General features: G+C 70.3%; 20 protein-coding genes and 1 pseudogene. 15 read left to right on the top strand and 6 right to left on the bottom strand.

Going from position 1 to position 20,614, the window contains the following annotated elements; all coding sequences use genetic code 11:
- Positions 1 to 19: 19 nt before the first annotated feature.
- The 3 genes from C6569_RS12030 to C6569_RS12020 form a co-directional block, all read right to left on the bottom strand.
- Positions 20 to 433, bottom strand: a complete 414-nt coding sequence (locus C6569_RS12030) for an ester cyclase (protein WP_106749074.1) — start codon at positions 431 to 433, stop codon at positions 20 to 22.
- On the bottom strand, positions 433 to 2,277 hold the full coding sequence (locus C6569_RS12025) for a M3 family oligoendopeptidase (protein ID WP_106749073.1): 1,845 nt from the start codon (positions 2,275 to 2,277) through the stop codon (positions 433 to 435). Before C6569_RS12025 ends, C6569_RS12030 begins: the two co-directional genes overlap by 1 nt.
- 242 nt (positions 2,278 to 2,519) lie before the next feature.
- Positions 2,520 to 3,200: a class I SAM-dependent methyltransferase gene (locus C6569_RS12020; RefSeq protein WP_106749072.1), complete on the bottom strand. Its 681-nt coding sequence runs from the start codon at positions 3,198 to 3,200 to the stop codon at positions 2,520 to 2,522.
- Between the two features lie 197 nt (positions 3,201 to 3,397).
- Between C6569_RS12020 and C6569_RS12015 the strand changes: the two genes are divergently transcribed.
- The 6 genes from C6569_RS12015 (at position 3,398) to C6569_RS11990 (ending at position 11,689) form a co-directional block, all read left to right on the top strand.
- Positions 3,398 to 4,222 carry a UDP-2,3-diacylglucosamine diphosphatase gene (locus C6569_RS12015; RefSeq protein ID WP_106749071.1) on the top strand — a complete coding sequence of 275 codons (825 nt, stop codon included), beginning with the start codon at positions 3,398 to 3,400 and terminating at the stop codon, positions 4,220 to 4,222.
- Between the two features lie 13 nt (positions 4,223 to 4,235).
- Positions 4,236 to 5,252, top strand: coding sequence for a glycosyltransferase family 4 protein (locus C6569_RS12010; RefSeq protein ID WP_106749070.1), 1,017 nt, complete (start codon positions 4,236 to 4,238; stop codon positions 5,250 to 5,252).
- Between the two features lie 159 nt (positions 5,253 to 5,411).
- The gene (locus C6569_RS12005) at positions 5,412 to 6,836 is read left to right on the top strand and encodes a sigma-54-dependent transcriptional regulator (protein WP_245898332.1); all 1,425 of its coding nucleotides are present in this window, start codon (positions 5,412 to 5,414) and stop codon (positions 6,834 to 6,836) included.
- A gap of 141 nt (positions 6,837 to 6,977) precedes the next feature.
- Positions 6,978 to 8,624: a L,D-transpeptidase family protein gene (locus tag C6569_RS12000; RefSeq protein ID WP_146144789.1), complete on the top strand. Its 1,647-nt coding sequence runs from the start codon at positions 6,978 to 6,980 to the stop codon at positions 8,622 to 8,624.
- Positions 8,625 to 8,842: 218 nt separating this feature from the next.
- Positions 8,843 to 10,672, top strand: coding sequence for a peptidoglycan L,D-endopeptidase MepK (locus C6569_RS22395; protein ID WP_281260347.1), 1,830 nt, complete (start codon positions 8,843 to 8,845; stop codon positions 10,670 to 10,672).
- Between the two features lie 150 nt (positions 10,673 to 10,822).
- A complete protein-coding gene (locus C6569_RS11990; RefSeq protein WP_215905746.1) occupies positions 10,823 to 11,689 on the top strand; it encodes a DMT family transporter in 867 nt (288 codons plus the stop codon).
- 9 nt (positions 11,690 to 11,698) lie between these two features.
- Here C6569_RS11990 and C6569_RS11985 read toward each other — a convergent pair whose 3' ends face one another.
- A complete protein-coding gene (locus tag C6569_RS11985) occupies positions 11,699 to 11,944 on the bottom strand; it encodes a DUF2312 domain-containing protein (RefSeq protein WP_106749067.1) in 246 nt (81 codons plus the stop codon).
- Positions 11,945 to 12,069: 125 nt separating this feature from the next.
- Here C6569_RS11985 and C6569_RS11980 point away from each other — a divergent pair, with 125 nt between their 5' ends.
- The 9 genes and pseudogenes from C6569_RS11980 to C6569_RS11940 all read left to right on the top strand — a co-directional run bounded on the left by C6569_RS11980 (position 12,070) and on the right by C6569_RS11940 (position 18,873).
- Entirely contained in the window at positions 12,070 to 12,975 is a 906-nt protein-coding gene (locus tag C6569_RS11980; protein WP_245898083.1) for a DMT family transporter, read from the top strand.
- Positions 12,972 to 13,832, top strand: a complete 861-nt coding sequence (locus tag C6569_RS11975; RefSeq protein ID WP_106749065.1) for a lytic transglycosylase domain-containing protein — start codon at positions 12,972 to 12,974, stop codon at positions 13,830 to 13,832. Before C6569_RS11980 ends, C6569_RS11975 begins: the two co-directional genes overlap by 4 nt.
- 96 nt (positions 13,833 to 13,928) lie before the next feature.
- The gene (locus C6569_RS11970) at positions 13,929 to 14,546 is read left to right on the top strand and encodes a DUF1036 domain-containing protein (RefSeq protein WP_106749064.1); all 618 of its coding nucleotides are present in this window, start codon (positions 13,929 to 13,931) and stop codon (positions 14,544 to 14,546) included.
- 94 nt (positions 14,547 to 14,640) lie between these two features.
- Positions 14,641 to 14,772: pseudogene (locus C6569_RS11965) on the top strand (aa3-type cytochrome c oxidase subunit IV); the annotation flags it as partial.
- Between the two features lie 116 nt (positions 14,773 to 14,888).
- A complete protein-coding gene (locus tag C6569_RS11960; protein ID WP_106749062.1) occupies positions 14,889 to 16,112 on the top strand; it encodes a Re/Si-specific NAD(P)(+) transhydrogenase subunit alpha in 1,224 nt (407 codons plus the stop codon).
- 15 nt (positions 16,113 to 16,127) lie between these two features.
- The gene (locus C6569_RS11955; RefSeq protein WP_106749061.1) at positions 16,128 to 16,610 is read left to right on the top strand and encodes a proton-translocating transhydrogenase family protein; all 483 of its coding nucleotides are present in this window, start codon (positions 16,128 to 16,130) and stop codon (positions 16,608 to 16,610) included.
- Between the two features lie 4 nt (positions 16,611 to 16,614).
- Positions 16,615 to 18,018 (top strand): NAD(P)(+) transhydrogenase (Re/Si-specific) subunit beta, encoded by a 1,404-nt coding sequence (locus tag C6569_RS11950; RefSeq protein ID WP_106749060.1) that lies wholly within the window; start codon positions 16,615 to 16,617, stop codon positions 18,016 to 18,018.
- An 88-nt stretch (positions 18,019 to 18,106) separates the two neighbouring features.
- Positions 18,107 to 18,397, top strand: coding sequence for a DUF3303 domain-containing protein (locus C6569_RS11945; RefSeq protein ID WP_106749059.1), 291 nt, complete (start codon positions 18,107 to 18,109; stop codon positions 18,395 to 18,397).
- Positions 18,394 to 18,873 (top strand): GNAT family N-acetyltransferase, encoded by a 480-nt coding sequence (locus C6569_RS11940; protein ID WP_106749058.1) that lies wholly within the window; start codon positions 18,394 to 18,396, stop codon positions 18,871 to 18,873. Before C6569_RS11945 ends, C6569_RS11940 begins: the two co-directional genes overlap by 4 nt.
- Before the next feature lie 215 nt (positions 18,874 to 19,088).
- Here C6569_RS11940 and C6569_RS11935 read toward each other — a convergent pair whose 3' ends face one another.
- Together C6569_RS11935 and rpsU are read right to left on the bottom strand one after the other, a co-directional pair.
- Positions 19,089 to 19,973, bottom strand: a complete 885-nt coding sequence (locus tag C6569_RS11935; RefSeq protein ID WP_106749057.1) for a tetratricopeptide repeat protein — start codon at positions 19,971 to 19,973, stop codon at positions 19,089 to 19,091.
- A 130-nt stretch (positions 19,974 to 20,103) separates the two neighbouring features.
- The gene (gene rpsU, locus C6569_RS11930) at positions 20,104 to 20,352 is read right to left on the bottom strand and encodes a 30S ribosomal protein S21 (protein WP_106749056.1); all 249 of its coding nucleotides are present in this window, start codon (positions 20,350 to 20,352) and stop codon (positions 20,104 to 20,106) included.
- Between the last annotated feature and the right edge of the window lie 262 nt (positions 20,353 to 20,614).

Genomic DNA, 20,614 nt, shown 5'->3' with positions numbered 1-20,614 from the left:
CCGGGTCACCCGGCCTCCACTACCCCGATGCGTTCGCTTTCAACTGCTCAATGAGCCCGTGGACGTCGCCGAGTACCCAGAGGTCGCGCACCTTGTCGCCCTCGAAGGTGAAGAAGGGGGCGCCGGCCCAGGCGACATGCTTGCCGGTCGGCGCGAAGCCGAACATCTCCTGGCGGTGATAGCCGTGGAAGCGCAGGCGCCCGGCGACCTTGTCGCCCTGCTCGACCAGGTCGAGAATGTCGCTGGTGTAGCTGCCGAGCGCGCCGGTGACGAAGTCGACATAGCCGGCGAACTGCTCGTGCCCCACCAGCACCGGCCCCAGCGATCCCCGGAAGGTGAAGTCCTTGTGGAAGATGCCGGGGATGAGGCTCTTGTCCGCGTGGTCCCACATCTCCTTGTAGAAGCGGGTGACGACGGCGATCTGGTGGGACATCAGGCTTCCATGGCTTCGAGTTCGTCGATCAGGCGGGCGATGACGCCGAGGCCGCCTTGCCAGAAGGCGGGATCGCGGGCGTCCAGCCCGAAGGGCGCCAGCAGTTCGGCATGGTGCTTGGTGCCGCCGGCGGCGAGCATGGCGAGATAGCGCTCGGCGAAGCCCGCATCGGCCTTCTCGTAGACCGCATAGAGAGAGTTCACCAGGCAATCGCCGAAGGCATAGGCATAGACGTAGAAGGGCGAGTGGATGAAGTGCGGGATATAGGCCCAGAAGGTCTCGTAGCCCGGCTTCAGCTCGATGGCAGGTCCCAGGCTCTCGGCCTGAACGCTCATCCAGGCCTCGGAGATCGCGTCGGCGGTGAGTTCGCCGTCGCGGCGGGCGGAGTGGATCTTCCGCTCGAAGGAATAGAAGGCGATCTGGCGCACCACCGTGTTGATCATGTCCTCGACCTTGGAGGCGATCAGCGCCTTCTTCTGGACGGGGTCGGTGGTGGCTTTCAGGATCGCCTTGAAGGTCAGCATCTCGCCGAAGACCGAGGCGGTCTCGGCGAGGGTGAGCGGTGTCGGCGCCATCAGGGCGCCGTTCGGTGCGGCGAGCACCTGGTGCACGCCGTGGCCGAGCTCGTGGGCGAGGATCATCACGTCGCGCGGCTTGCCCTGGTAGTTGAGCAGTACGAAGGGATGGGCGGAGGGAACGGTCGGGTGGGCGAAGGCGCCCGGTGCCTTGCCGGGCCTGACCGGCGCGTCGATCCAGCCCTCGTCGAAGAAGCGGCGGGCGATGCCGGAGAGCTGCGGCGAGAAGCCGGCATAGGCTGACAGCACCGTGTCGCGCGCCTCGGTCCAGAGAATCGTGCGCTGCTCGACCTTCGGCAGCGGCGCGTTGCGGTCCCAGTGCGGCAGGGACTCCTTGCCGAACCAGCGTGCCTTGAGCCTGTAGTAGCGGTGGGACAGGGCGGGATAGCTTTCGCGCACTGCCGCGACGAGGGCGTCGACCACCTCGCGCTCGACGCGGTTGGCGAGGTGGCGGGAATCCGCCACGTCCTCGAAGCCGCGCCAGCGGTCGGAGATCTCCTTGTCCTTGGCCAGCGTGTTGGTGATCAGCGCGAAGGTGCGCAGGTTCTCCTTGAAGGTCGCGGCGAGGGCTTCCGAGGCCTTGCGGCGATTGTCCTCGGCGGTGTCCTGCAACAGGTTCAGCGCCGGCTCCAGCGGCAGCTTCTCGCCGTCGATCTCGAAGCGCAGGCTCGCCATGGTCTCGTCGAACAGGCGGTTCCAGGCGGCGCGCCCGGTCATGTTCTTCTCGTGGAAGAGCTTCTCGGTCTGATCGTCGAGCTGGAAGGGCTTGTCCTTGCGGATGTCCTCCAGCCAGGGCCGGTAGCGGGCGAGGGGAGGCACGGTCAGCGCCTGGTCGATCAGCGCATCCTCGATGCGGTTCAGCTCGAGGGTGAAGAACAGCAGGTGCGACGAGGTCGCGGTGATCTTCTCCTGGATGTCGCCGTAGAACTTCGCCCGCGCCGGATCGGTGGTGTCGCCGGCATAGACGAGGCCGGCATAGGAGGCGATGCGGCCGAGCAGGTCCTCCAGCGCCTCGAAGCGCGTGACGGCCTCGGCGAGGCCGGCGGCGGCGCCGGCACCGCGGGCGATCTCCTCAAGCCGGCCCTTGTAGGCGGCCTCGAAGGCGAGGGCCTCGGTCTCGCCGCGGTAGAGGTCGTCGGCAAGGGCGGGCGCATCCATGCCGGCATAGAGCGCGGTCAGGTCCCATTCGGGCAGGGCGCCGAGCGCTTCCCCGCGCTTGTCGCGTGCGGCCGCGTTCTTCGAGCCGGCGTCGTTGACTGAACGGCGCATGGAAGCCTCCTGGCGGTCGAACCCTCGTGAGGCTGGTATGGGCAATGCCACCGGCAGGATCAACGTGGCGCTTCGTCGAACGGGCGATCCGGGCCACGGCCGTTGCGCATGAGCAACGCCGCAGGCCGATACCGGCGGCCGGGGGCCGGCGCCATCCGAGGCCGATCGTGCCGCGCCGACGTCACGAGAGCCGGTGCCATCTGGGCGCGGCGCGCGTGCCATTCAGCGCGGGGAGTGGTCCCTCACCCCGCCGCGGCGAAACGGGTAGCGGCGCGATCGCCCTCGGCCAGCTTGCGGAAGCGGACGAGGGTATAGACGCCGAGCAGCGCGACGCGGCGGCGCTCGGCCACCTCCACCCCGCCATGGGCCTCGGCCCAGGCCTGCAGCCGCTGGAAGGGAAACTCCGGCCTCAGGCCGAAGGTGTGGGCGTGCTTGGCGAACCAGCGCTCGACGGCGGCGGCGAGGCCCCGCTCGGAATAGAGGTGGTTGACGAGGATGATCTCGCCGCCCGGCTTCAGCACCCGGGCGCATTCGTCCAGCACCCGCTCGGGCCGTTCGACCAGGGTGATGACGAACTGCGCCACGACAGCGTCGAACATGGCGTCGGGATAGGCGAGGTGGTGGGCGTCCATGACGTTCACCTCCTTCACATGGGGGAAGGCGCCCGAGGCCATGCGCTCGCGCGCCCTGGCGATCATCGGTTCGGAGAGGTCGATGCCGTAGACCTCGTGGCGGGCGTCGTAGTCCTGAAAGGACAGGCCGGTGCCGACGCCGACCTCAAGGATGCGCCGGCCGGCCTGCTTCGCGGCGGCGGTGGCGGCGCGGCGGCCCTTCTCGAAGACGGGCCCGCAGACGGCGTCGTAGATCGGCGCCCATCGTGCATAGGCCCGTTCCATGGTGTCGCGGTCGAGATCTCCGGCCATCCGGCGCCTCCGTCTGCTCGTCGGGCCGGCGGGTTCCGAATCGCGGTGCCGGGCCGGCATCCAGCGAGGGCTAGCAAGGCTCCACGACGGTTGGACGACAGCGGCCGGCGTCGCGTCGCCGCGCCTGTCACAAAAGCGCAAGGCGAATCTGGTCTTGCTGCCCGCACCAAAGGGGATCAGCGGCCGGGAGCCGGACGATGGTGCAGAAGCGGCACAGGGCCATTTTCATCTCGGATGTCCATCTCGGCGCCCGGGGTTCGCAGGCGGCCCTCCTCATCGATTTCCTCCGGCACAACGACGCGGACGTCATCTATCTCGTCGGCGACATCGTCGACGGCTGGCAGTTGAGGCGTGGCTGGTACTGGCCGCAGGCTCACAACGACGTGGTGCAGAAGCTGCTCCGGGCGGTGCGCAAGGGTAGCCAGATCACCTATCTGCCCGGCAACCACGACGAGTTCATGCGCGACTATTTCGGCACGCATTTTGGCGGCATCGAGGTCATGGACCAGATCGTCCACGAGGCGGCGGACGGGCGCCGGTTCCTGGTCATCCACGGCGACGCCTTCGACGTGGTGGTCATGCATGCGCGCTGGCTCGCCCATCTCGGCGACTGGGCCTACGACGCGGCGCTCTACTGCAACCGCTGGCTCAACTTCGTGCGCCGGCGCATGGGCCTGACCTACTGGTCGCTCTCCGCCTGGGCCAAGTTCAAGGTGAAGAAGGCTGTGAACTTCATCGGCGCCTTCGAGGAGGCTCTGGCGGTCGAGGCACGGCGGCAGAAGGTCGACGGCGTCATCTGCGGCCACATCCACCACGCCGCCATCAAGGACCAGTCGGGCATCCGCTACATGAACTGCGGCGACTGGGTGGAGAGCTGCACCGCCCTCGTGGAGGGCTATGACGGCCGCTTCGAGATCATCCGCTGGACGGAGCTCGTCGCCGCCCCGGCACTTGTCGACAACGACCGGGCCGAGCCGGACATCCCCGTCGTCCTGCCGGGCCGCTCGCGGGTGAATGCCTGATCCGGAGGCCCCGATGCGTCTCGCCATCGCCACCGACGCCTGGGCGCCGCAGGTCAACGGGGTGGTGCGCTCGCTCACAGAGACCGCCGCGGCGCTGGCGGGGCTCGGGGTCTCGGCGCAGTTCGTGACGCCGGAGGGCCTGCCCACCTGGCCCTTGCCGACCTATCCCGACATCCGCCTGGCGATCGGCGCGGGACCCGCCATCGCCGCGCGGCTCGACGCCATGAGCCCGCAAGCGCTGCACATCGCGACGGAAGGGCCGGTCGGCCACGCGGCGCGGCGCTGGGCGCTGGCGCGGGGGCTTCCCTTCACCACCAGCTATCACACCCGCTATCCCGAATACGTGCGGGCGCGGGCGCCGATCCCGGAGGCGCTGACCTATGCCTGGCTGCGCCGCTTCCACGGCGCGGCGACGCGCACCCTGGTGCCGACCGAGACGATGCGGCGGGAGCTCGCCGGCTGGGGCTTCGCCAACCTGGCAATCTGGTCGCGCGGTGTCGACACCACCTTGTTCCGGCCGCGGGAACGCGCGAGCCTGGACCTGCCGGGGCCGGTCATGCTCAGCGTCGGACGGCTGGCGGTGGAGAAGAACCTCGAGGCCTTCCTGTCGCTCGACGTGCCGGGGACCAAGGTCGTGGTCGGCGACGGCCCGCAGCGCGCCGAGCTGGAGAGGCGGTTCCCCGAGGCGGTGTTCCTCGGCGTGAAGACGGGGGAGGACCTCGCGGCCACCTATGCGGCCGCCGACGTCTTCGTCTTTACCAGCCGCACCGACACCTATGGCAACGTCATGCAGGAGGCGATGGCCTCGGGCGTGCCGGTGGCGGCCTTCCCGGTGCCCGGACCCCTCGACGTCGTCACCGATCCGGCCGTCGGCGTGCTCGACGAGGATCTCGCGGCGGCGATCGCCGGCGCCCTCGTCCTCGATCGCCGCGCCTGTCGCGCGGTTGCCGAAACCCGCACCTGGGACGCCGCCGCCCGCCAGTTCGCCGCCGCGCTCGCCCCTTTCGCCGCCGCCGCCCGCGCCGCCTGATCCGTCGGGGGGCAACCCGTTAGAGCGGCGTTAACCGGCCCTTAAGCGGCGCCCACCACCCTCTCCCGAATCGAGACATCCGCATCCCCGGGAGTGCATGCCGTGACGACCATCCTCATCTGCGACGACGATCCGGTACAGCGCCGTCTGGTCGAGGCCATGGTCCGCAGGTTCGGCTATGAGCCGCGCCTGTGCGAAAACGGCGAGCAGGCGCTGCAGGTACTCGCCGCCGACGGCGATTCCATCGATCTCGTCCTGCTCGACCTCGTCATGCCCGAACGCGACGGCATGGGCGTGCTCGCCGCCATGCGCGAGGAGGGCATCGTCAAGCCGGTCATCGTCCAGACCAGCCAGGGCGGCATCGACACGGTGGTCAACGCCATGCGGGCGGGAGCGACCGACTTCGTCGTCAAGCCGGTGGGCGCCGAGCGCCTCGCCGTGTCCATCAAGAACGCGCTGAAGACCGAGGCCCTCGTCGCCGAGGTGCAGCGCCTGAAGCGCAAGGCCGAGGGCACGCTCACTTTCAAGGACATCATCACCCGCTCGCCGCGCATGCAGCCGCTATTGAAGATGGCGGAGAAGGCCGCCTCCTCGATGATCCCGGTGATGATCGAGGGCGAGAGCGGCGTCGGCAAGGAGCTGCTCGCCCGCGCCATCGCCGGCTCCGGCGAGCGGCGGTCGAAGCCCTTCGTCGCGGTCAATTGCGGCGCCATCCCGCAGAACCTCGTCGAGAGCATCCTGTTCGGTCACGAGAAGGGCGCCTTCACGGGGGCCACCGACAAGCACACCGGCAAGTTCGTCGAAGCCCATGGCGGCACGCTCTTCCTCGACGAGGTGGGCGAACTGCCGCTGGAGACGCAGGTGAAGCTGCTGCGCGCCATCCAGGAGGGCGAGGTCGATCCGGTCGGCGCCAAGCGGCCGGTCAAGGTCGACATCCGCATCATCTCGGCCACCAACCGCGACCTCATCCAGGCGGTGAAGGACGGCCGGTTCCGCGAGGATCTCTATTACCGCCTCTGCGTCTTCCCGATGACCCTGCCGCCGCTGCGCGAGCGCGCCGAGGACATTCCCGATCTCGTCCGCCACTTCCTCGCCCGCATCGCGGCGGAGGAGGGCAAGCGCATCCGCGGGGTCCAGCCGGCGGTGTTCGGCCTGCTCGGCGCCTATCCCTGGCCGGGCAACGTCCGCCAGCTCGAGAACGCGGTGTTCCGCGCCGTGGTGCTGTGCGACGGCGACGAGCTCTCCATCGCCGACTTCCCGCAGATCGCCGCCCAGGTGGACGGCTACGAGGTGGTCGTGCCGCTGGCTCCCCCGGTGGTGGTCGCATCGCCGGCGCTGCAGCCGGCGATCGCGCCGCAGCCGGCCATGATCGTGCCCGGGGCTTCCATCGCGCTGGTCGATGCGGCCGGCCATGTCCGCCCGATGGAGGAGATCGAGACCGAGGCGCTGAAATTCGCCATCGACCACTACCGCGGGCAGATGTCGCAGGTCGCCCGGCGGCTGGGGATCGGTCGGTCCACGCTCTACCGCAAGCTCAAGGATCTCGGCCTGGACGAGCCGGCTGACGCGGCAGAGGAGGTGTGACTGCAAATCCTCGCAGAGCCCGATATTCGCGGCGATGAGGCGAACGTGGCTTGATCGGAACCGAGGCGCATGATCGAAAAACGCTACGTGCAGAAGGGGGCGGTCCGTGCCGGATTCGCTCGCAGGACCGAGGGGACCACGATGCATTGGCAGTCGGCTTTCCTTGCTTGCGCCCTGATCGGCTCAGGATCGCTGGCAACGGCACAGGCCGAACCGGCCCAGCGCTTCCGTCTCGCCGACTGGGAGGTCGAACAGGCCATCCCGCGCCCGCCGCTCGACGCGGTCGGACCGGTGGCGGCGCGTGACTTCGGCCTTGAAGCCTTCCCGCCCTCGCCGATCCTCGCCGAAGCTCCCAACGCCGACGACGAGGCCCCCGAGACGGCGCGCGCCCCCGAGGTGCCGCAGCCGACGGAAGCCGATTTCGCCGCCATCCCCGACGATCCGCCGAGCCTCCTCGAGGAGGGCCAGCCCGACCCCGCCATCACGGTGGAGCGCGTCGCCCAGCAGTTGCGCATCATCCTGGCGCGTCCCGGCGGCGACCGCGCCCTGCAGCAGCAGCTCAACCCCTTCTATGCCGGCCGCGGCTACCAGCCGCTCTTCGTGCGCGACGGCGTGGTCGCGGAACGCGGTCAGGCGGCCTTGACCCGGCTCGGCCAGGCCGGCGAGGACGGTCTCGATCCCGCCGCCTACCGCATCCAGCTTCCCACCGGCCCGCGCACCGCCGAGAGCGTCGCTCGGCTCGAACTGGCGCTGGCCCGTGCCGTGGCGCTCTACGCCTCCCACGCCTCGGGCGGCCGCACCGATCCGAAGCGCCTGTCCGGTTATTTCGACGTGTCGCCGCCGCGCATCGAGACGACCGCGGCGCTGGAGAGCGTCGCCCGCGCCGAGAACGTCACCGCCGCCATCGACGGCTTCAATCCGCCCCATCCCGGCTTCCGCCGCCTGCGCGCCAAGCTCGTCGAGATGCGCGGCGAGCGGCGCGAGATGACCACCACCGAGGCGACGCGCCGCCACGCGCTGCGCGAGCGCGACCTCATCGCCAACCTGGAGCGCTGGCGCTGGCTGCCGCGCCAACTCGGCGAGACCCATATCTGGGTCAATTCCACCGAGGCGCAGGTCAACGTCGTGCAGGGCACGCAGGTCGTCCACAGCACCCGCGCCGTGGTCGGGCGACCGGAGACCCAGACGCCCGTCTTCTCCGACGCGATGAGCTTCATCGTGCTCAATCCGTCCTGGCACGTGCCGATCTCGATCGTGCGGCGCTCCATGCTCGGGCCGGCCAGCCGCAACGGCGGCGGCTATTTCGCCCGCCGCGGCATCCAGGTGACGCAGGGCGGCCGGGTCGTCGACGCCTCGACCATCAACTGGGCCTCGGCCAATGTCGGCCGCTACACGTTCCGCCAGCCGCCGGGCACGGCCAACGCCCTCGGCCGCATGAAGTTCATGTTCCCGAACCGCCACGCGATCTACCTGCACGACACGCCCTCGCGCGGCGATTTCGGCCGGTCCAACCGCACGCTCTCCAACGGCTGCGTCAGGGTGCAGAATCCCGAGGAGCTGGCGGCGCTGCTGCTCGGCATCGCCCTGCCCGGGGAGAACTGGACGATCGGCCGGATGCGCAGCCTCTATGGCGGCGGCGAGCGCTCCGTGCGCTTCCGCCAGGCGATTCCGATCCATCTCGTCTATTTCACGATGACGGTGGATTCGACCGGCGCGCTGGTTGAGCTTCCCGACGTCTACGGCCACAATGCGCGAGTCAGGGCCGCGCTTTCAGGCGGGCGCGGTTAAGGGTCGATTGACCACGACGGCAACGGAGCCGGGGGAGTTGGCATGATTTCGCCACTTTTCCTGCCTACCGGTCACGCATCCGTGAGCGGCGTCGTGGTTGTCGATCCGTTGACGAAACTCAGGGTTCTTTAACCGATCCTGACGATGATACGTTCACCATGAGCCGCGCCGGAAGGGCTCACGTACCGTCCTTCGTTCAACGATAGAGCCCCGTCATAGTGTCCTCAGCCCAACGCTCAGTTCCCGGCCGTCTGTCGCGCGTCACGCTGCGCACGGCCGCTACCTTCGCCCTGAGCCTCGGCTGCCTCATCACCATCAGCAACTCGACCCAGACGGTCGTCGCCAACGGCGACACGCGCACCCTGTCGATGCTGCACAAGCATACGGGCGAGCAGATCCTCGTCACCTTCAAGCGCAACGGCCGCTATGACCAGGACGCGCTGAACAAGCTCAACTGGTTCCTGCGCGACTGGCGCCGCGACGAGCCGACGCGGATGGATCCGCATCTCTTCGACATCGTCTGGGAGGTCTATCGCTCGGTCGGCGCCCAGTCGCAGATCCACGTCGTCTCGGCCTATCGCTCCGCCGGCACCAACGCCATGCTGCGCCGCCGCTCCCGCGCCGTCGCCCAGCAGTCGCGCCACATCAGCGGCCAGGCGATGGACTTCTACATTCCCGGCGCCTCGATGACGCGGGTGCGCGAGGCGGGCATGCTGCTCCAGCGCGGCGGCGTCGGCTTCTATCCTGGCTCGGCCAACCAGTTCGTCCACATGGACACCGGGTCCGTCCGCCACTGGCCGAAGGTCTCGCGCGATTATCTCGCCCGCCTCTTCCCCGACGGCCGCACGGTCCACATTCCCGCCGACGGCCGGCCGATGGCCGGCTTCGACACGGCCCTCGCCATGGTGCGCTCGCGCGGCGGCACCGCCTCGCGCTTCTACAATTCGCGCGCCGACGAGAGCGCCACTTTCGACGACGACAGCGAACGCGGTGGCGTGATCCGCCAGCGCAGCAACTCGATGGGCCTCTTCGCCGGCCTGTTCGGCGGTGGCGAGCAGCAGCGCCGCCCGGCCGCACCGCCGCCGGCGGCCGCGCCGGTCCAGGCGCCGCCCGTCGCCGCAGCCCCGCAGCCGGCTCCGGCCGTCGCGGCGCCCGCCGCCCCCGTCCCGACCACGATCAACCAGCCGCCGCCGGGCCGCCCGGTGCAGATCGTCTCCAACCCGCCGCCGCGAATGCTGATCGCCCAGGCGCCCGTGCCGCTGCGCGCGCCGCCCGCCGCCGAGCGCATGCGCGGCTCGGCCGAGGAGGAGGACGCCGCCGAGCGCCTCGTCGCCGCGCCGCTGCCGGCGGCCCGCCCCGCCATTCCGGGCGAGGCTCCCGCCCCGGCCACGGCCGTCGCCGCGCTCGCCCCGCAGCCCGCCGCCCGGCCCGCCGTCCTTGCCGAGCCCGCGACGGTGGCGCAGGCGCCGCTGCCGCCCGCCCGTCCGCAGGTCCTCGCCAGCGCCGCACCGGCCCCGGCTTCCGCCCCGGCGCTGCCGCCGCTCATCACCACCGGCGAGCAGCGCGGCCGTGCCCCGGCCGAGGGCGCCCCGGCCATCGCGCTGGCCTTCGCCTCGCCGTCGCAGCCCGTCACCCTGCCGGCCGCTCCGGCCCTGCAGGGCCCGCAGCCGCAGCACCCGCAACCCCAGGCGCGTCCGGCGCCGGTGCAGCGGACCGCCGCCGCTCCGCCCGCCCGCCAGGCGGCACGTCCCGCCCGTCCGGCCCCGGCGCCGGCCATGGTGGCTCCCAATGCCGAGAGCGCCGGCGGCACGGTGGTCTTCGCCCGCCAGCCGGCCGAGCGCGCCGCGGCCGTCGCGGCCATGCATGCTCCCGACCCGCGGGCCCAGCGCCTGATCCAGCAGCCGGTCCAGGTGGTCGCCATGACCTTCTCCGCCTCGGCCCCGGCTACCGTGCCGACCCAGCGCTTCTCGGGTCAGGCGGTTTCCACGCTGCGGACGATCGACTTCGCCGCGCCGACGCCGCAGCGCGGCGCCTTCCTCTCCCGCTGATCCGGCCGCGGGCGCCGATGCGCCCCTGACCTGCACGCCGCACCATGGCGGGGCGTGCCCATCCGTTGCATGGTCCGCGCCCCTCCGGCCCCCGGCCGGAGCCGATCACAGTGCCGGACCGGCCGCGCGCCCCGGACGAGACGGGACGCCATGGACCCCATTCGCCTCATTCCGCCGGCCCTGGCCATCCTCTGGGGCCTCAACTGGCCCGCCGTGAAGATCGGCCTGTCGGAAGTGCCGCCCTTCGCGCTGCGCATGGGCGGCATGGGCGCCGGCGGGCTGATCCTGCTGGCGGCGGCGCTCCTCACCGGCCGTTCCCTGCGGTTCGCGCGGAGCGACGTGGTGCCGCTGCTGGTCGGCGGCCTCCTCAACATCACCGTCTTCAATCTCGCCGTGGTCTTCGCCCAGCTCGCCACCACGACCTCGCGGGCGGCCATCCTCACCTTCACGACGCCGCTCTGGGCCATCGTGCTCGCCTATTGGGTGCTGGGGGAAAAGCTCGACCGCACGCGCGTCACGGCGCTGGTCGTCGGCCTCGCCGGCATCGCGGTGCTGGCCTCGCCAATCTTCACCGGCACGGTCAATCCGCTCGGCGTGCTGTTCCCGGTAGTGGCGGCGCTGAGCTGGGCGGCGGGCTCAGTCTATCTCAAGCGCCGGCCGTACCGGGCGGACCGCATGGTGGCGATCGGTTATCAACTGCTGCTGGCGGGAAGCGTCGCGGCGGTCGGCTTCGTCGTCAGCGGCGAGACCCTGCCGGGGAGCCTGTCGGCGTGGACGGCCTTCGCCATCGCCTATCACGTCGTCGGGGCGACGGCGTTGGCCTATGTGCTGTGGTTCACGCTGCTCGACCGGCTGACGGTGGGAGCCGCCTCGATGACCACCTTCGCCATTCCGGTGGTCGGCGTCGTCGGCGCCATGGTGCTGGTCGGCGACCGGCCCGGCCTGCTCGACTATGTCGGCTTCGCCGCGGTCATCGCCGCGGCGGGCCTTGCCACTTTCGGACCGAAGCGGGCCTGAAGGCCGGCCTCAGGCCATGCCGAGGGCCTGCTTGTAGAGCTCGAGGATCGCTTCCTCCTCCATGCGCTCGTCGCGGTCCTGTTTGCGCAGGGAAATGATCTTGCGCAGCACCTTGGTGTCGAAGCCGTTGGCCTTGGCCTCGCCGTAGACGTCCTTGATGTCGTCCGACAGCGCCTTCTTCTCCTCCTCGAGGCGCTCGATGCGCTCGATGATGGATTTGAGCTGATCGGCTGCGACGCTTTGGGTATCGACCATGTGCGGCTCCAGGGGCGAGGGCGGAGGGAGCCGCACTCGTTCGCGAATTCGCGCCGCCCGGTCAAGCGGCGCGGCGCTTGTCCACAGGCCCGCCGGCCCCTATGGAACGGGGACGAGCCCGTGACATGACAACCCCGCTTCCCACGCTCACGCCCGCGCCGGGCGCCTCCCGTGCCGGCACCTCCCGGGCCGGCGCCTTCCTGGCGCTCCTGGCGGGGGCGACGGCGCTCGGGGTCTCGCCGGTCTTCGTGCGGCTCGCCGATGTCGGCCCCTTCGCCTCGGCCTTCTGGCGCGCGGCGCTGGCGCTGCCCGTCCTCTACCTGTGGATGCGGATCGGGGATCGCGGCGGCAAGGAGCGCGCCGGGCTGACCCTGCCGGGCGTCCTCGCCGGCCTGTTCTTCGCCGGCGACCTGTTCTTCTGGCACCTGTCCATCCTCAACACCTCCATCGCCAACTCGACCTTCCTCGCCACGACCGCCCCGGTCTGGGTCATCCTCGTCGCCTGGCTGTGGTTCAAGGACCGCGTCTCCGGGGCGACTCTCGCGGGCCTCGCCCTGTGCATCGCCGGCGGCGCGGCGCTCGTCGGCGACAGCCTGCAGGTCGACCGCTCGCGCCTGTCCGGCGACCTCTATGGCCTCGCGACCGGCGTCTTCTTCGGCCTCTATTTCCACGCCATCCGGGCCGGGCGGACGACCCACGGGGCGGCGCGGCTGACCCTCCACTCCACTGCCGTGACGGCCCTCGTGCTCTTCGCCGTCGCGTTGGTACTGGAGCCGCGCATCCTGCCGCAGAGCATGCAGGGCTGGCTCGCGGTGCTGGCGCTCGGCATGCTCACCCATGCGGCGGGGCAGGGGCTCCTGTCGGTGGCACTCGGCACGCTGCCCACCGTCTTCTCCTCGCTGGTGATCTTCCTCGAGGCGGTGATCGCCGCGCTCTTCGCCTGGGCGGTGCTGGGCGAGGCGCTGAGCCTGGCGCAGGTCGCCGGCGGCGCCGCGATCATGCTGGGCATCTGGGTGGCGCGGCCGCGATGAGAAGCCGGCCGGCGACGGGGGCTCTTCTGGCGGCGCTCGCTTGCGCCACCGCCCTGCCGGCAAGGGCACAGCCCGCCACCGTCGAGACCCTGGAACAGGCGATCTGCCGGCTGATCGAGGCCGGCGCCCGCCGGCACGACCTGCCGGTCCATTTCTTCACGCGGCTGATCTGGGTGGAGAGCCGCTTCCGCATCCGCGCCGTCAGCCCGGCCGGGGCGCAGGGCGTCGCCCAGTTCATGCCGGGGACGGCGCGCGAACGGGGCCTCGCCGACCCCTTCGATCCCGAACAGGCGATCGCGGCGTCGGCGGCGCTCCTCGCCGACCTCCGCCGCCAGTTCGGCAATCTCGGCCTCGCCGCGGCCGCCTACAACGGCGGGCCGACGCGGGTGCAGACCTTCCTCGACGGGCGGGGAGGGCTGCCGCTCGAAACCCAGAACTACGTTTTCCAGATCACGGCGCGCACGGCCGAGGACTGGGCCGAGGATCGCCGCCGCGGCGTGGTGCCGCAAGCCGGGCTGCAGGACCAGCCGCCGCAGAACTGCTTGATGGTGACGGCACTGCTCCGGCGGCCGGGCGAGCTCCTCGCGGGCATCCAGGGGCCCTTCGCGCCCTGGGGCGTGCAGCTCGCGGGCAATTTCTCGCGGGCGGTGGCGCTCGCCGGCTACCAGCGGGCGAAGGGGCGGCTCTCAGGCGTGCTCGGCGACGTGCAACCGCTGGTGCTCGGCCAGCGCCTGCGCAGCCGCGGACGCGCGCTGTTCTTCCGGGTCAGGGTGCCGGTCGAGACGCGGCCGGCGGCGGACGCCCTCTGCAACCGCATCCGGGCGGCGGGAGGCGCCTGCATCGTGCTGCGCAACTGACGCGCCGCGGTGGACGGCTGGATTTGCGGCCGGCCGTTTCGTTGACAGTGCCGGTGGTATCAAGGAAAAGCCAAAGAGCTGGATGACAAGGCGCTGATGACTCGTCTCTCCCCCCGCGCATTCTGCCTCCTCGCCGCCCTGGCGTCGGGCGCGATATGGCTCGGCGGCACGGCGCCCGCCGCCGCGGACCTGCGCCTGTGCAACACGACGGGAAGCCGGGTGGGCGTCGCCATCGGCTACAAGGACGGCGAGGGCTGGACCACCGAGGGCTGGTGGAACGTGCCGGCCAGGTCCTGCGAGACCATCCTGCGCGGGCCCCTGGTGGCGCGCTACTACTACCTCTACGCCGTCGACTACGACCAGGGCGGCGAGTGGTCGGGCCGGGCCTTCATGTGCTCGCGCGACAAGGAGTTCACCATCCGCGGCATCGAGCAGTGCCTGGCGCGCGGCTACGACCGTCTCGGCTTCTTCGAGGTGGACACCCAGGACCAGCGGCAATGGACGGTGCAGCTCACCGACGACAGCCAGCGTCCGCCGCAGTCCGCGCCGCCCATGGCGGCGCCGGTCCCTCCCGCCAGCCCGCAGCGCCGGCCCGACCCGACACCGGCCTCCTCGGGCCCGCGCCCGACGCCGCTGCCCAATGCGCCGGCCGGATCGGGTGGCGGCGGGGCCGCCGTCCAGGGCGGCGTTCCCGCCTTCACCGCGCCCCGCTGATGCGGCGAAATTAGGCGCTTCGGGTGCGTTGCAAGACCACGATCCATGCGCTACCCCAAGCGGTGAGAAGTGGCTGTCTTTCAGGAGTTGAACCATGGCCTCCGAACCGCGCGTCGACGGCATCGCACCGATGGACTATGCCGAGCACGAGCGCACCTACGCCTTCTTCACCGGGCTGACGAAGTGGGGCACGGTCTCTCTCGTCATCCTGATGATCCTGATGGCGATCTTCCTGCTCTGACGGGCGAGGCACGCCCGTTTCCGGGGGGCAGCGGGTGCCGCACAGGTTGACATGACGCCCCTCGGAGCGGCCCCGCGCAGGGCGGACCGGAGGAGCAGTTGATGCGGATCGCGATCCCCAGGGAGACGGAAGGCGGCGAGCCGCGCGTCGCCGGCACGCCCGACACGGTGAAGCGCCTGATGGCGCTGGGCGCCGAGGTCGTGGTGGAACCCGGCGCGGGCCTGTCCTCCGGCATCATCGACGCGGACTATGCGGCCGCCGGCGCCAGTCTCTCCGCCGATGCGGTCAAGGGCGCGGACGTCGTCCTCAAGGTGCGCCGTCCCTCCGCCGCCGAGCTCAAGGGCTACAAGGCGGGCGCCGTGGTGCTCGCCACCATGGACCCTTACGGCAACGAGGCGGCACTCGGCGCCATGGCCGCGGCCGGCGTCTCCGCCTTCGCCATGGAGCTGATGCCGCGCATCACCCGTGCCCAGGTCATGGACGTGCTGTCGAGCCAGGCGAACCTCGCCGGCTATCGTGCCGTGATCGACGGCGCCGGCGAGTTCGGCCGCGCCCTGCCGATGATGATGACCGCCGCGGGCACCGTTCCCGCCGCCAAGATCTTCGTGATGGGCGCCGGCGTCGCCGGCCTCCAGGCCATCGCCACGGCCCGCCGGCTCGGCGCCGTGGTCACCGCCACCGACGTGCGCCCCGCCGCCAAGGAGCAGGTGGAGAGCCTCGGTGCCAAATTCGTCGCCGTGATGGACGACGAGTTCAAGCAGGCCGAGACCGCCGCCGGCTACGCCAAGCCGATGTCGGCGGAATATCAGGCCAAGCAGGCGGCCCTGGTCGCCGAGCACATCGCCAAACAGGACATCGTCATCACCACGGCGCTGATCCCGGGCCGTGCCGCGCCGCGGCTCGTCACCGCCGCCATGGTCGCCTCGATGAAGGCGGGTTCGGTCATCGTCGACCTCGCCGTCGAGCGCGGCGGCAACGTCGAGGGCGCCAAGGCCGGCGAGATCGTGGTGACGGAGAACGGCGTGAAGATCGTCGGCCACGCCAACGTGCCCGGCCGCCTCGCCGCGACCTCCTCCTCGCTCTATGCCAAGAACCTCTTCGCCTTCCTCGAAATCATGATCGACAAGGCCGCGAAGGCCCTCGTCGTGCCGTGGGACGACGAACTGGTGAAGGCGACGCTGCTGACCCGCGACGGGGCGGTGGTGCATCCGAACTTCCAGTCCGCGGCGCCTCCGCCGCCGGCCCCCGCCGCCGCCGCACCGGCGGGCGAGGACCCGGCGCCGGCCAAGCCGAAGCCGGCGCCGAAGAAGTCCACCAAGGCCTGATCCGAGGGGAAACGAATGACGACGCTGACGCCAGACCAGGCCCTCGAACGGGCCCGCGCCGCAGCCGAGGCGGCGCGCATCGCCGCCGAACAGGCGCGGCTCGCCTCCGAACAGGCCACCGCGGTCGCCGACCAGATCGCCACCGTGGCCGGCGCCGCCGTCCACAGCGCCACCGGCGGGGCGATCGACCCGACGGTCTTCCGCCTCACCATCTTCGCCCTCGCCGTCTTCGTCGGCTATTACGTGGTGTGGTCGGTGACGCCGGCCCTGCACACGCCGCTGATGTCGGTCACCAACGCCATCTCCTCGGTCATCGTCGTCGGCGCGCTTCTCGCGGTCGGCGTGCAGGTCATGGACTCCGGCACGGTGATGGCCCGCATCTTCGGCTTCATCGCGCTGGTCCTCGCGGCGATCAACATCTTCGGCGGCTTCCTCGTCACACAGCGCATGCTTGCGATGTACAAGGCGAAGGACAAGCCGGCGACGAGCAAGGGCTGAACCGATGTCGGCGAACCTCGCAGCCCTCCTCTATCTCGTCTCGGGCGTCCTCTTCATCCTGAGCTTGCGCGGCCTGTCCAGCCCGTCCACCTCGCGGCAGGGCAACCTCATGGGCATGGTCGGCATGACCATCGCCGTGCTGACGACGCTGGCCTATGCGCGGCCCGCGGGCATCGGCGCCTGGATCCTGGTCCTCGCCGGCCTCGGCATCGGCGGCGGCATCGGCGCGGTCATTGCCCGCCGGGTGCCGATGACCTCGATGCCGCAGCTCGTCGCCGCCTTCCACTCGGGCGTCGGCCTCGCCGCCGTCTTCGTGGCGGCCGCCGCGCTCTATGCGCCGACGGCCTTCGACATCGGCTCGCGGGGCGGCATCAAGGGCCTGTCGCTGTTCGAGATGGGCCTCGGCGCCGCCATCGGCGCCATCACCTTCACTGGCTCGGTCATCGCCTTCCTGAAGCTCGACGGGCGGATGAGCGGCAAGCCGATCATGCTGCCGCAGCGCCACCTCATCAACATCGCGCTGGCCGCGGCCATCGTCGTGCTGATGATCGTCTTCATGCGGACGGAGAGCACGCTCGCCTTCTGGCTGATCGTCATCCTCTCCTTCGTCGTCGGCGTGACGCTGATCATCCCCATCGGGGGCGCCGACATGCCGGTGGTCGTGTCGATGCTCAACTCCTATTCGGGCTGGGCGGCGGCGGGCATCGGCTTCACGCTGGGCAATACGGCGCTGATCATCACCGGCGCGCTGGTGGGCTCGTCGGGCGCCATCCTGTCCTACATCATGTGCAAGGCGATGAACCGCTCCTTCATCTCCGTCATCCTCGGCGGCTTCGGCGGCGAGGATGCGGCGGCCGGCGGTTCGGCCGAGGCGCGGCCCTACAAGGCGGGCTCGGCCGAGGACGCCGCCTACATCATGAAGAACGCCCAGAAGGTCATCATCGTGCCGGGTTACGGCATGGCGGTGGCCCAGGCGCAGCACGCCCTGCGCGAGATGGCCGACCTCCTGAAGAAGGAGGGGGTGGAGGTGAAATACGCCATCCATCCGGTCGCCGGCCGCATGCCCGGCCACATGAACGTGCTGCTGGCGGAAGCCAACGTGCCCTATGACGAGGTCTTCGAGCTCGAGGACATCAACTCCGAATTCGCCCAGGCGGACGTCGCCTTCGTGATCGGCGCCAACGACGTGACCAATCCGGCGGCGAAGACCGACAAGACCTCGCCGATCTACGGCATGCCGGTTCTCGACGTCGAGAAGGCCGGCAACATCCTGTTCGTGAAGCGCGGCATGGGCGGCGTCGGCTATGCCGGCATCGACAACGACGTGTTCTATCGCGACAACACGATGATGCTGCTCGCCGACGCCAAGAAGATGGTGGAGAGCATCGTCAAGGCCCTGGGGCATTGACCTCCAGCCCCTCGGTTGAGGGGCCGCCGCCGGATGATCTAGGATCGGAGCGGGGCTGTCGGGCCCCGCTTCTTTTTTGGGAGGCACCATGCTCTTCATGGTCATCGAGCGCTTCGCCGGCTGCGATCCGGTCCCGGTCTACCGGCGGGTGCGCGACAGCGGGCGTTCGCTGCCCGAAGGGCTCATCTATGTGGGGAGCTGGATCGAACCGAACTTCGACCGCTGCTTCCAGCTCATGCAATGCGACGACCTGCGCCTGCTGCAGGAATGGGTGCTGTCCTGGCGCGGTTCCGGCATCACTTTCGAGATCGTTCCGGTGGTGTCGAGCGACGAGACCCGCGCGGTCGTCGCGCCCCACCTCGACGGCGCCGTTCCATGAGCATCGCCATCCGCCCCTATGCGCCCGCCGACCGCCAGGCGGTGATCGGCCTCGTGCATCAACTCAACCTCTTCGAGGACGGCATCTCGGCCGACCGGGCGCGCGATCTCAAGGCGGCGGAGGCCTGTCTGGAGAGCGACCTCAGGCGTGTGGGACGCGACGGGGGGGCGCTGATGGTGGCGCTCGACGGGGCGGAGCCGGTGGGGATGATGTGCTTCGTGCTGGAGCCGCCGCAGCCTTATCTCCGGGCCGATCTCGGCCGGGTCGGCTGGGTGACGGAACTCGTCGTCGACGAGCGATACCGGGGGCAGGGGATCGGCACGGCCCTGCTCGAGGAGGCCCAGCGGCTCGCCCGCGGCCACGGCGTCAGGCGGCTGATGATCGGCGCCATCGTCGGCAACACGATCGCGCGCAAGGCCTATGAGCGTTTCGGGTTCCGGCCGGCGGTGATGGAGCTGGCGAAGGACCTGGAATGAGGTCGGGCAACGCTTGATTCAGGCAATACCCCACCCGCACCCTCCCCGCCGCGCGGGGAGGGGCCTTCCACTCCCGCGGCTGATCCGCAGCGGGTGCGCCAGGCACGAGGGTTGACGATCTGGCGCGGCGCCGTAGTCCCCCTCTCCTCGCGGCAGCGAGGGGAGGGTGAGGGTGGGGCATTCCCGATTCCCGGAGCGGGCAGAAACCCGCTCGATCAGTTGAACAGGCGGTAGGTCTGTCCGGCGCGACCGCCGAGGCGGGCGAAGCCCTCGCGGGCGCCGGGATGGTTCTCCTCGACGCTGATCGCCTTGGTGTAGGAGCCGAGGGCCCGCTCGGTGTCGCCGGTGCGCTCCAGCGCCTGGCCGCGGGCGACCCAGAGGTCGGGATTGCGCTGGTCGAACTGCACCGCCTCGTTGAAATCGTCGAGGGCGAGCTTGTTCTCGTTCAGGGCGAGATAGCTCAGGCCGCGGCCGTAATAGGGCTCGGCATTGTTGGGGGCGAGGCCGAGGGCCGTGGTGAAGTCCTCCACCGCCTGGCGGTGGTTGCCCTGCGCCGCCCAGACCAGGGCGCGGTTGTGATAGGCCTGCGCGTTGGATCCGTTGATCTGGATGGCGCGGTTGTAGTCCGCCAGCGCCTCGGCGTGGCGGTTCTGCGTCCGGTAGACGTTGCCGCGGCCGATATAGGCGGCGGCGTAGTTGGCGTCCGCGGCGATCGCCCGGTTGTAGTCGGCGAGGGCGAGGTCGGCGCGGCCGCTCTGGCGATGGACGAGGGCGCGGTTGGACAGCGCCTGGGCGTAGTTCGGATCGATCTGGATGGCGCGCGAGAAGTCGGCCAGCGCCTCGGCCCGGCGGCCGGTGCGGGCGAGGACCGTGCCGCGCATGTTGAAGGCCTGGGGATCGTTGGGGTTGCGCTGCACCACGTCGCCCAGCGAGGCGAGGTTGGCGGTCGAGCCGATATAGCTCGACTCCACGTCGTCACCGCCGGTCTGAGAACCGACGGAGGTGACGCCACCGGTCGAGCTGCAGCCGCCGAGGGCAAGGCCCGCGGCGAGAACGAGGAGCCGCGGAAGGTGGGCCGTCGCGTGGGCCGAACGTGTCATGTCCCATCGTCCTATCATCGGCCTGAGCGGCGAGGCGGTCCGCCACAGGCGGGCCCGGAATCGAACCGGCCCGCGATGATCTTTCGTCGCGGGCCTGTCAAAAATACGGCGGAGCCTAAGGTCAGTTCGGTCAGCGGGCGCCGGCGGCGGCGCGGACCTTCACCGGCTTGGCGGGGATCAGACCCTCGCGCTGGGCCTTCTTGCGGGCGAGCTTGCGGGCGCGGCGCACGGCCTCGGCCTTCTCGCGCGCCTTCTTCTCGGACGGCTTCTCGTAGTGGCCGCGCAGCTTCATCTCGCGGAAGATGCCTTCACGCTGCATCTTCTTCTTGAGCGCCTTGAGCGCCTGATCGACATTGTTGTCGCGAACAAGAACCTGCACGCCGATGATCCTTCAAGCCATCTGGATTCGAGGTCGAGCAAGACCCCCACGGAGGACCCGTGCGGAGACATCATGCCCAAAGAAGACAGGCGCGTAACAGAATCCGCTCGCGCTGTCCATGGTCTTTCGAGCTTTCCGCCGAATTTTGAAGTCCTCGTTTGCGTCGGGGAAGCGGCGCGGCTATATCGGTCGTGATTTCCCGATCCGTTGATCGATACGAGGCGGTCGCCTCGGCCCGGACCCCAAGGCCCGGGCACGGGAG

Origin of the sequence: Phreatobacter cathodiphilus (genome assembly GCF_003008515.1) — a bacterium.
Classification (GTDB): Bacteria; Pseudomonadota; Alphaproteobacteria; order Rhizobiales; family Phreatobacteraceae; genus Phreatobacter; species Phreatobacter cathodiphilus.
This window is presented reverse-complemented; position numbering and strand designations above follow the sequence as displayed.

Bases quoted from the DNA above. Each gene is read 5' to 3' on its own strand.
- C6569_RS11950 (WP_106749060.1), top strand. From the start codon at position 16,615: ATGTCGGCGAACCTCGCAGCCCTCCTCTATCTCGTCTCGGGCGTCCTC.
- C6569_RS12025 (WP_106749073.1), bottom strand. From the start codon at position 2,277: ATGCGCCGTTCAGTCAACGACGCCGGCTCGAAGAACGCGGCCGCACGC.
- C6569_RS11975 (WP_106749065.1), top strand. From the start codon at position 12,972: ATGAGAAGCCGGCCGGCGACGGGGGCTCTTCTGGCGGCGCTCGCTTGC.
- C6569_RS11940 (WP_106749058.1), top strand. From the start codon at position 18,394: ATGAGCATCGCCATCCGCCCCTATGCGCCCGCCGACCGCCAGGCGGTG.
- C6569_RS11960 (WP_106749062.1), top strand. From the start codon at position 14,889: ATGCGGATCGCGATCCCCAGGGAGACGGAAGGCGGCGAGCCGCGCGTC.
- C6569_RS12030 (WP_106749074.1), bottom strand. From the start codon at position 433: ATGTCCCACCAGATCGCCGTCGTCACCCGCTTCTACAAGGAGATGTGG.
- C6569_RS12020 (WP_106749072.1), bottom strand. From the start codon at position 3,200: ATGGCCGGAGATCTCGACCGCGACACCATGGAACGGGCCTATGCACGA.
- C6569_RS12005 (WP_245898332.1), top strand. From the start codon at position 5,412: ATGGTCCGCAGGTTCGGCTATGAGCCGCGCCTGTGCGAAAACGGCGAG.
- C6569_RS11935 (WP_106749057.1), bottom strand. From the start codon at position 19,973: ATGACACGTTCGGCCCACGCGACGGCCCACCTTCCGCGGCTCCTCGTT.
- C6569_RS11955 (WP_106749061.1), top strand. From the start codon at position 16,128: ATGACGACGCTGACGCCAGACCAGGCCCTCGAACGGGCCCGCGCCGCA.
- C6569_RS11990 (WP_215905746.1), top strand. From the start codon at position 10,823: ATGGACCCCATTCGCCTCATTCCGCCGGCCCTGGCCATCCTCTGGGGC.
- C6569_RS11945 (WP_106749059.1), top strand. From the start codon at position 18,107: ATGCTCTTCATGGTCATCGAGCGCTTCGCCGGCTGCGATCCGGTCCCG.
- C6569_RS11985 (WP_106749067.1), bottom strand. From the start codon at position 11,944: ATGGTCGATACCCAAAGCGTCGCAGCCGATCAGCTCAAATCCATCATC.
- C6569_RS12010 (WP_106749070.1), top strand. From the start codon at position 4,236: ATGCGTCTCGCCATCGCCACCGACGCCTGGGCGCCGCAGGTCAACGGG.
- C6569_RS12000 (WP_146144789.1), top strand. From the start codon at position 6,978: ATGCATTGGCAGTCGGCTTTCCTTGCTTGCGCCCTGATCGGCTCAGGA.
- C6569_RS12015 (WP_106749071.1), top strand. From the start codon at position 3,398: ATGGTGCAGAAGCGGCACAGGGCCATTTTCATCTCGGATGTCCATCTC.
- C6569_RS11970 (WP_106749064.1), top strand. From the start codon at position 13,929: ATGACTCGTCTCTCCCCCCGCGCATTCTGCCTCCTCGCCGCCCTGGCG.
- C6569_RS11980 (WP_245898083.1), top strand. From the start codon at position 12,070: ATGACAACCCCGCTTCCCACGCTCACGCCCGCGCCGGGCGCCTCCCGT.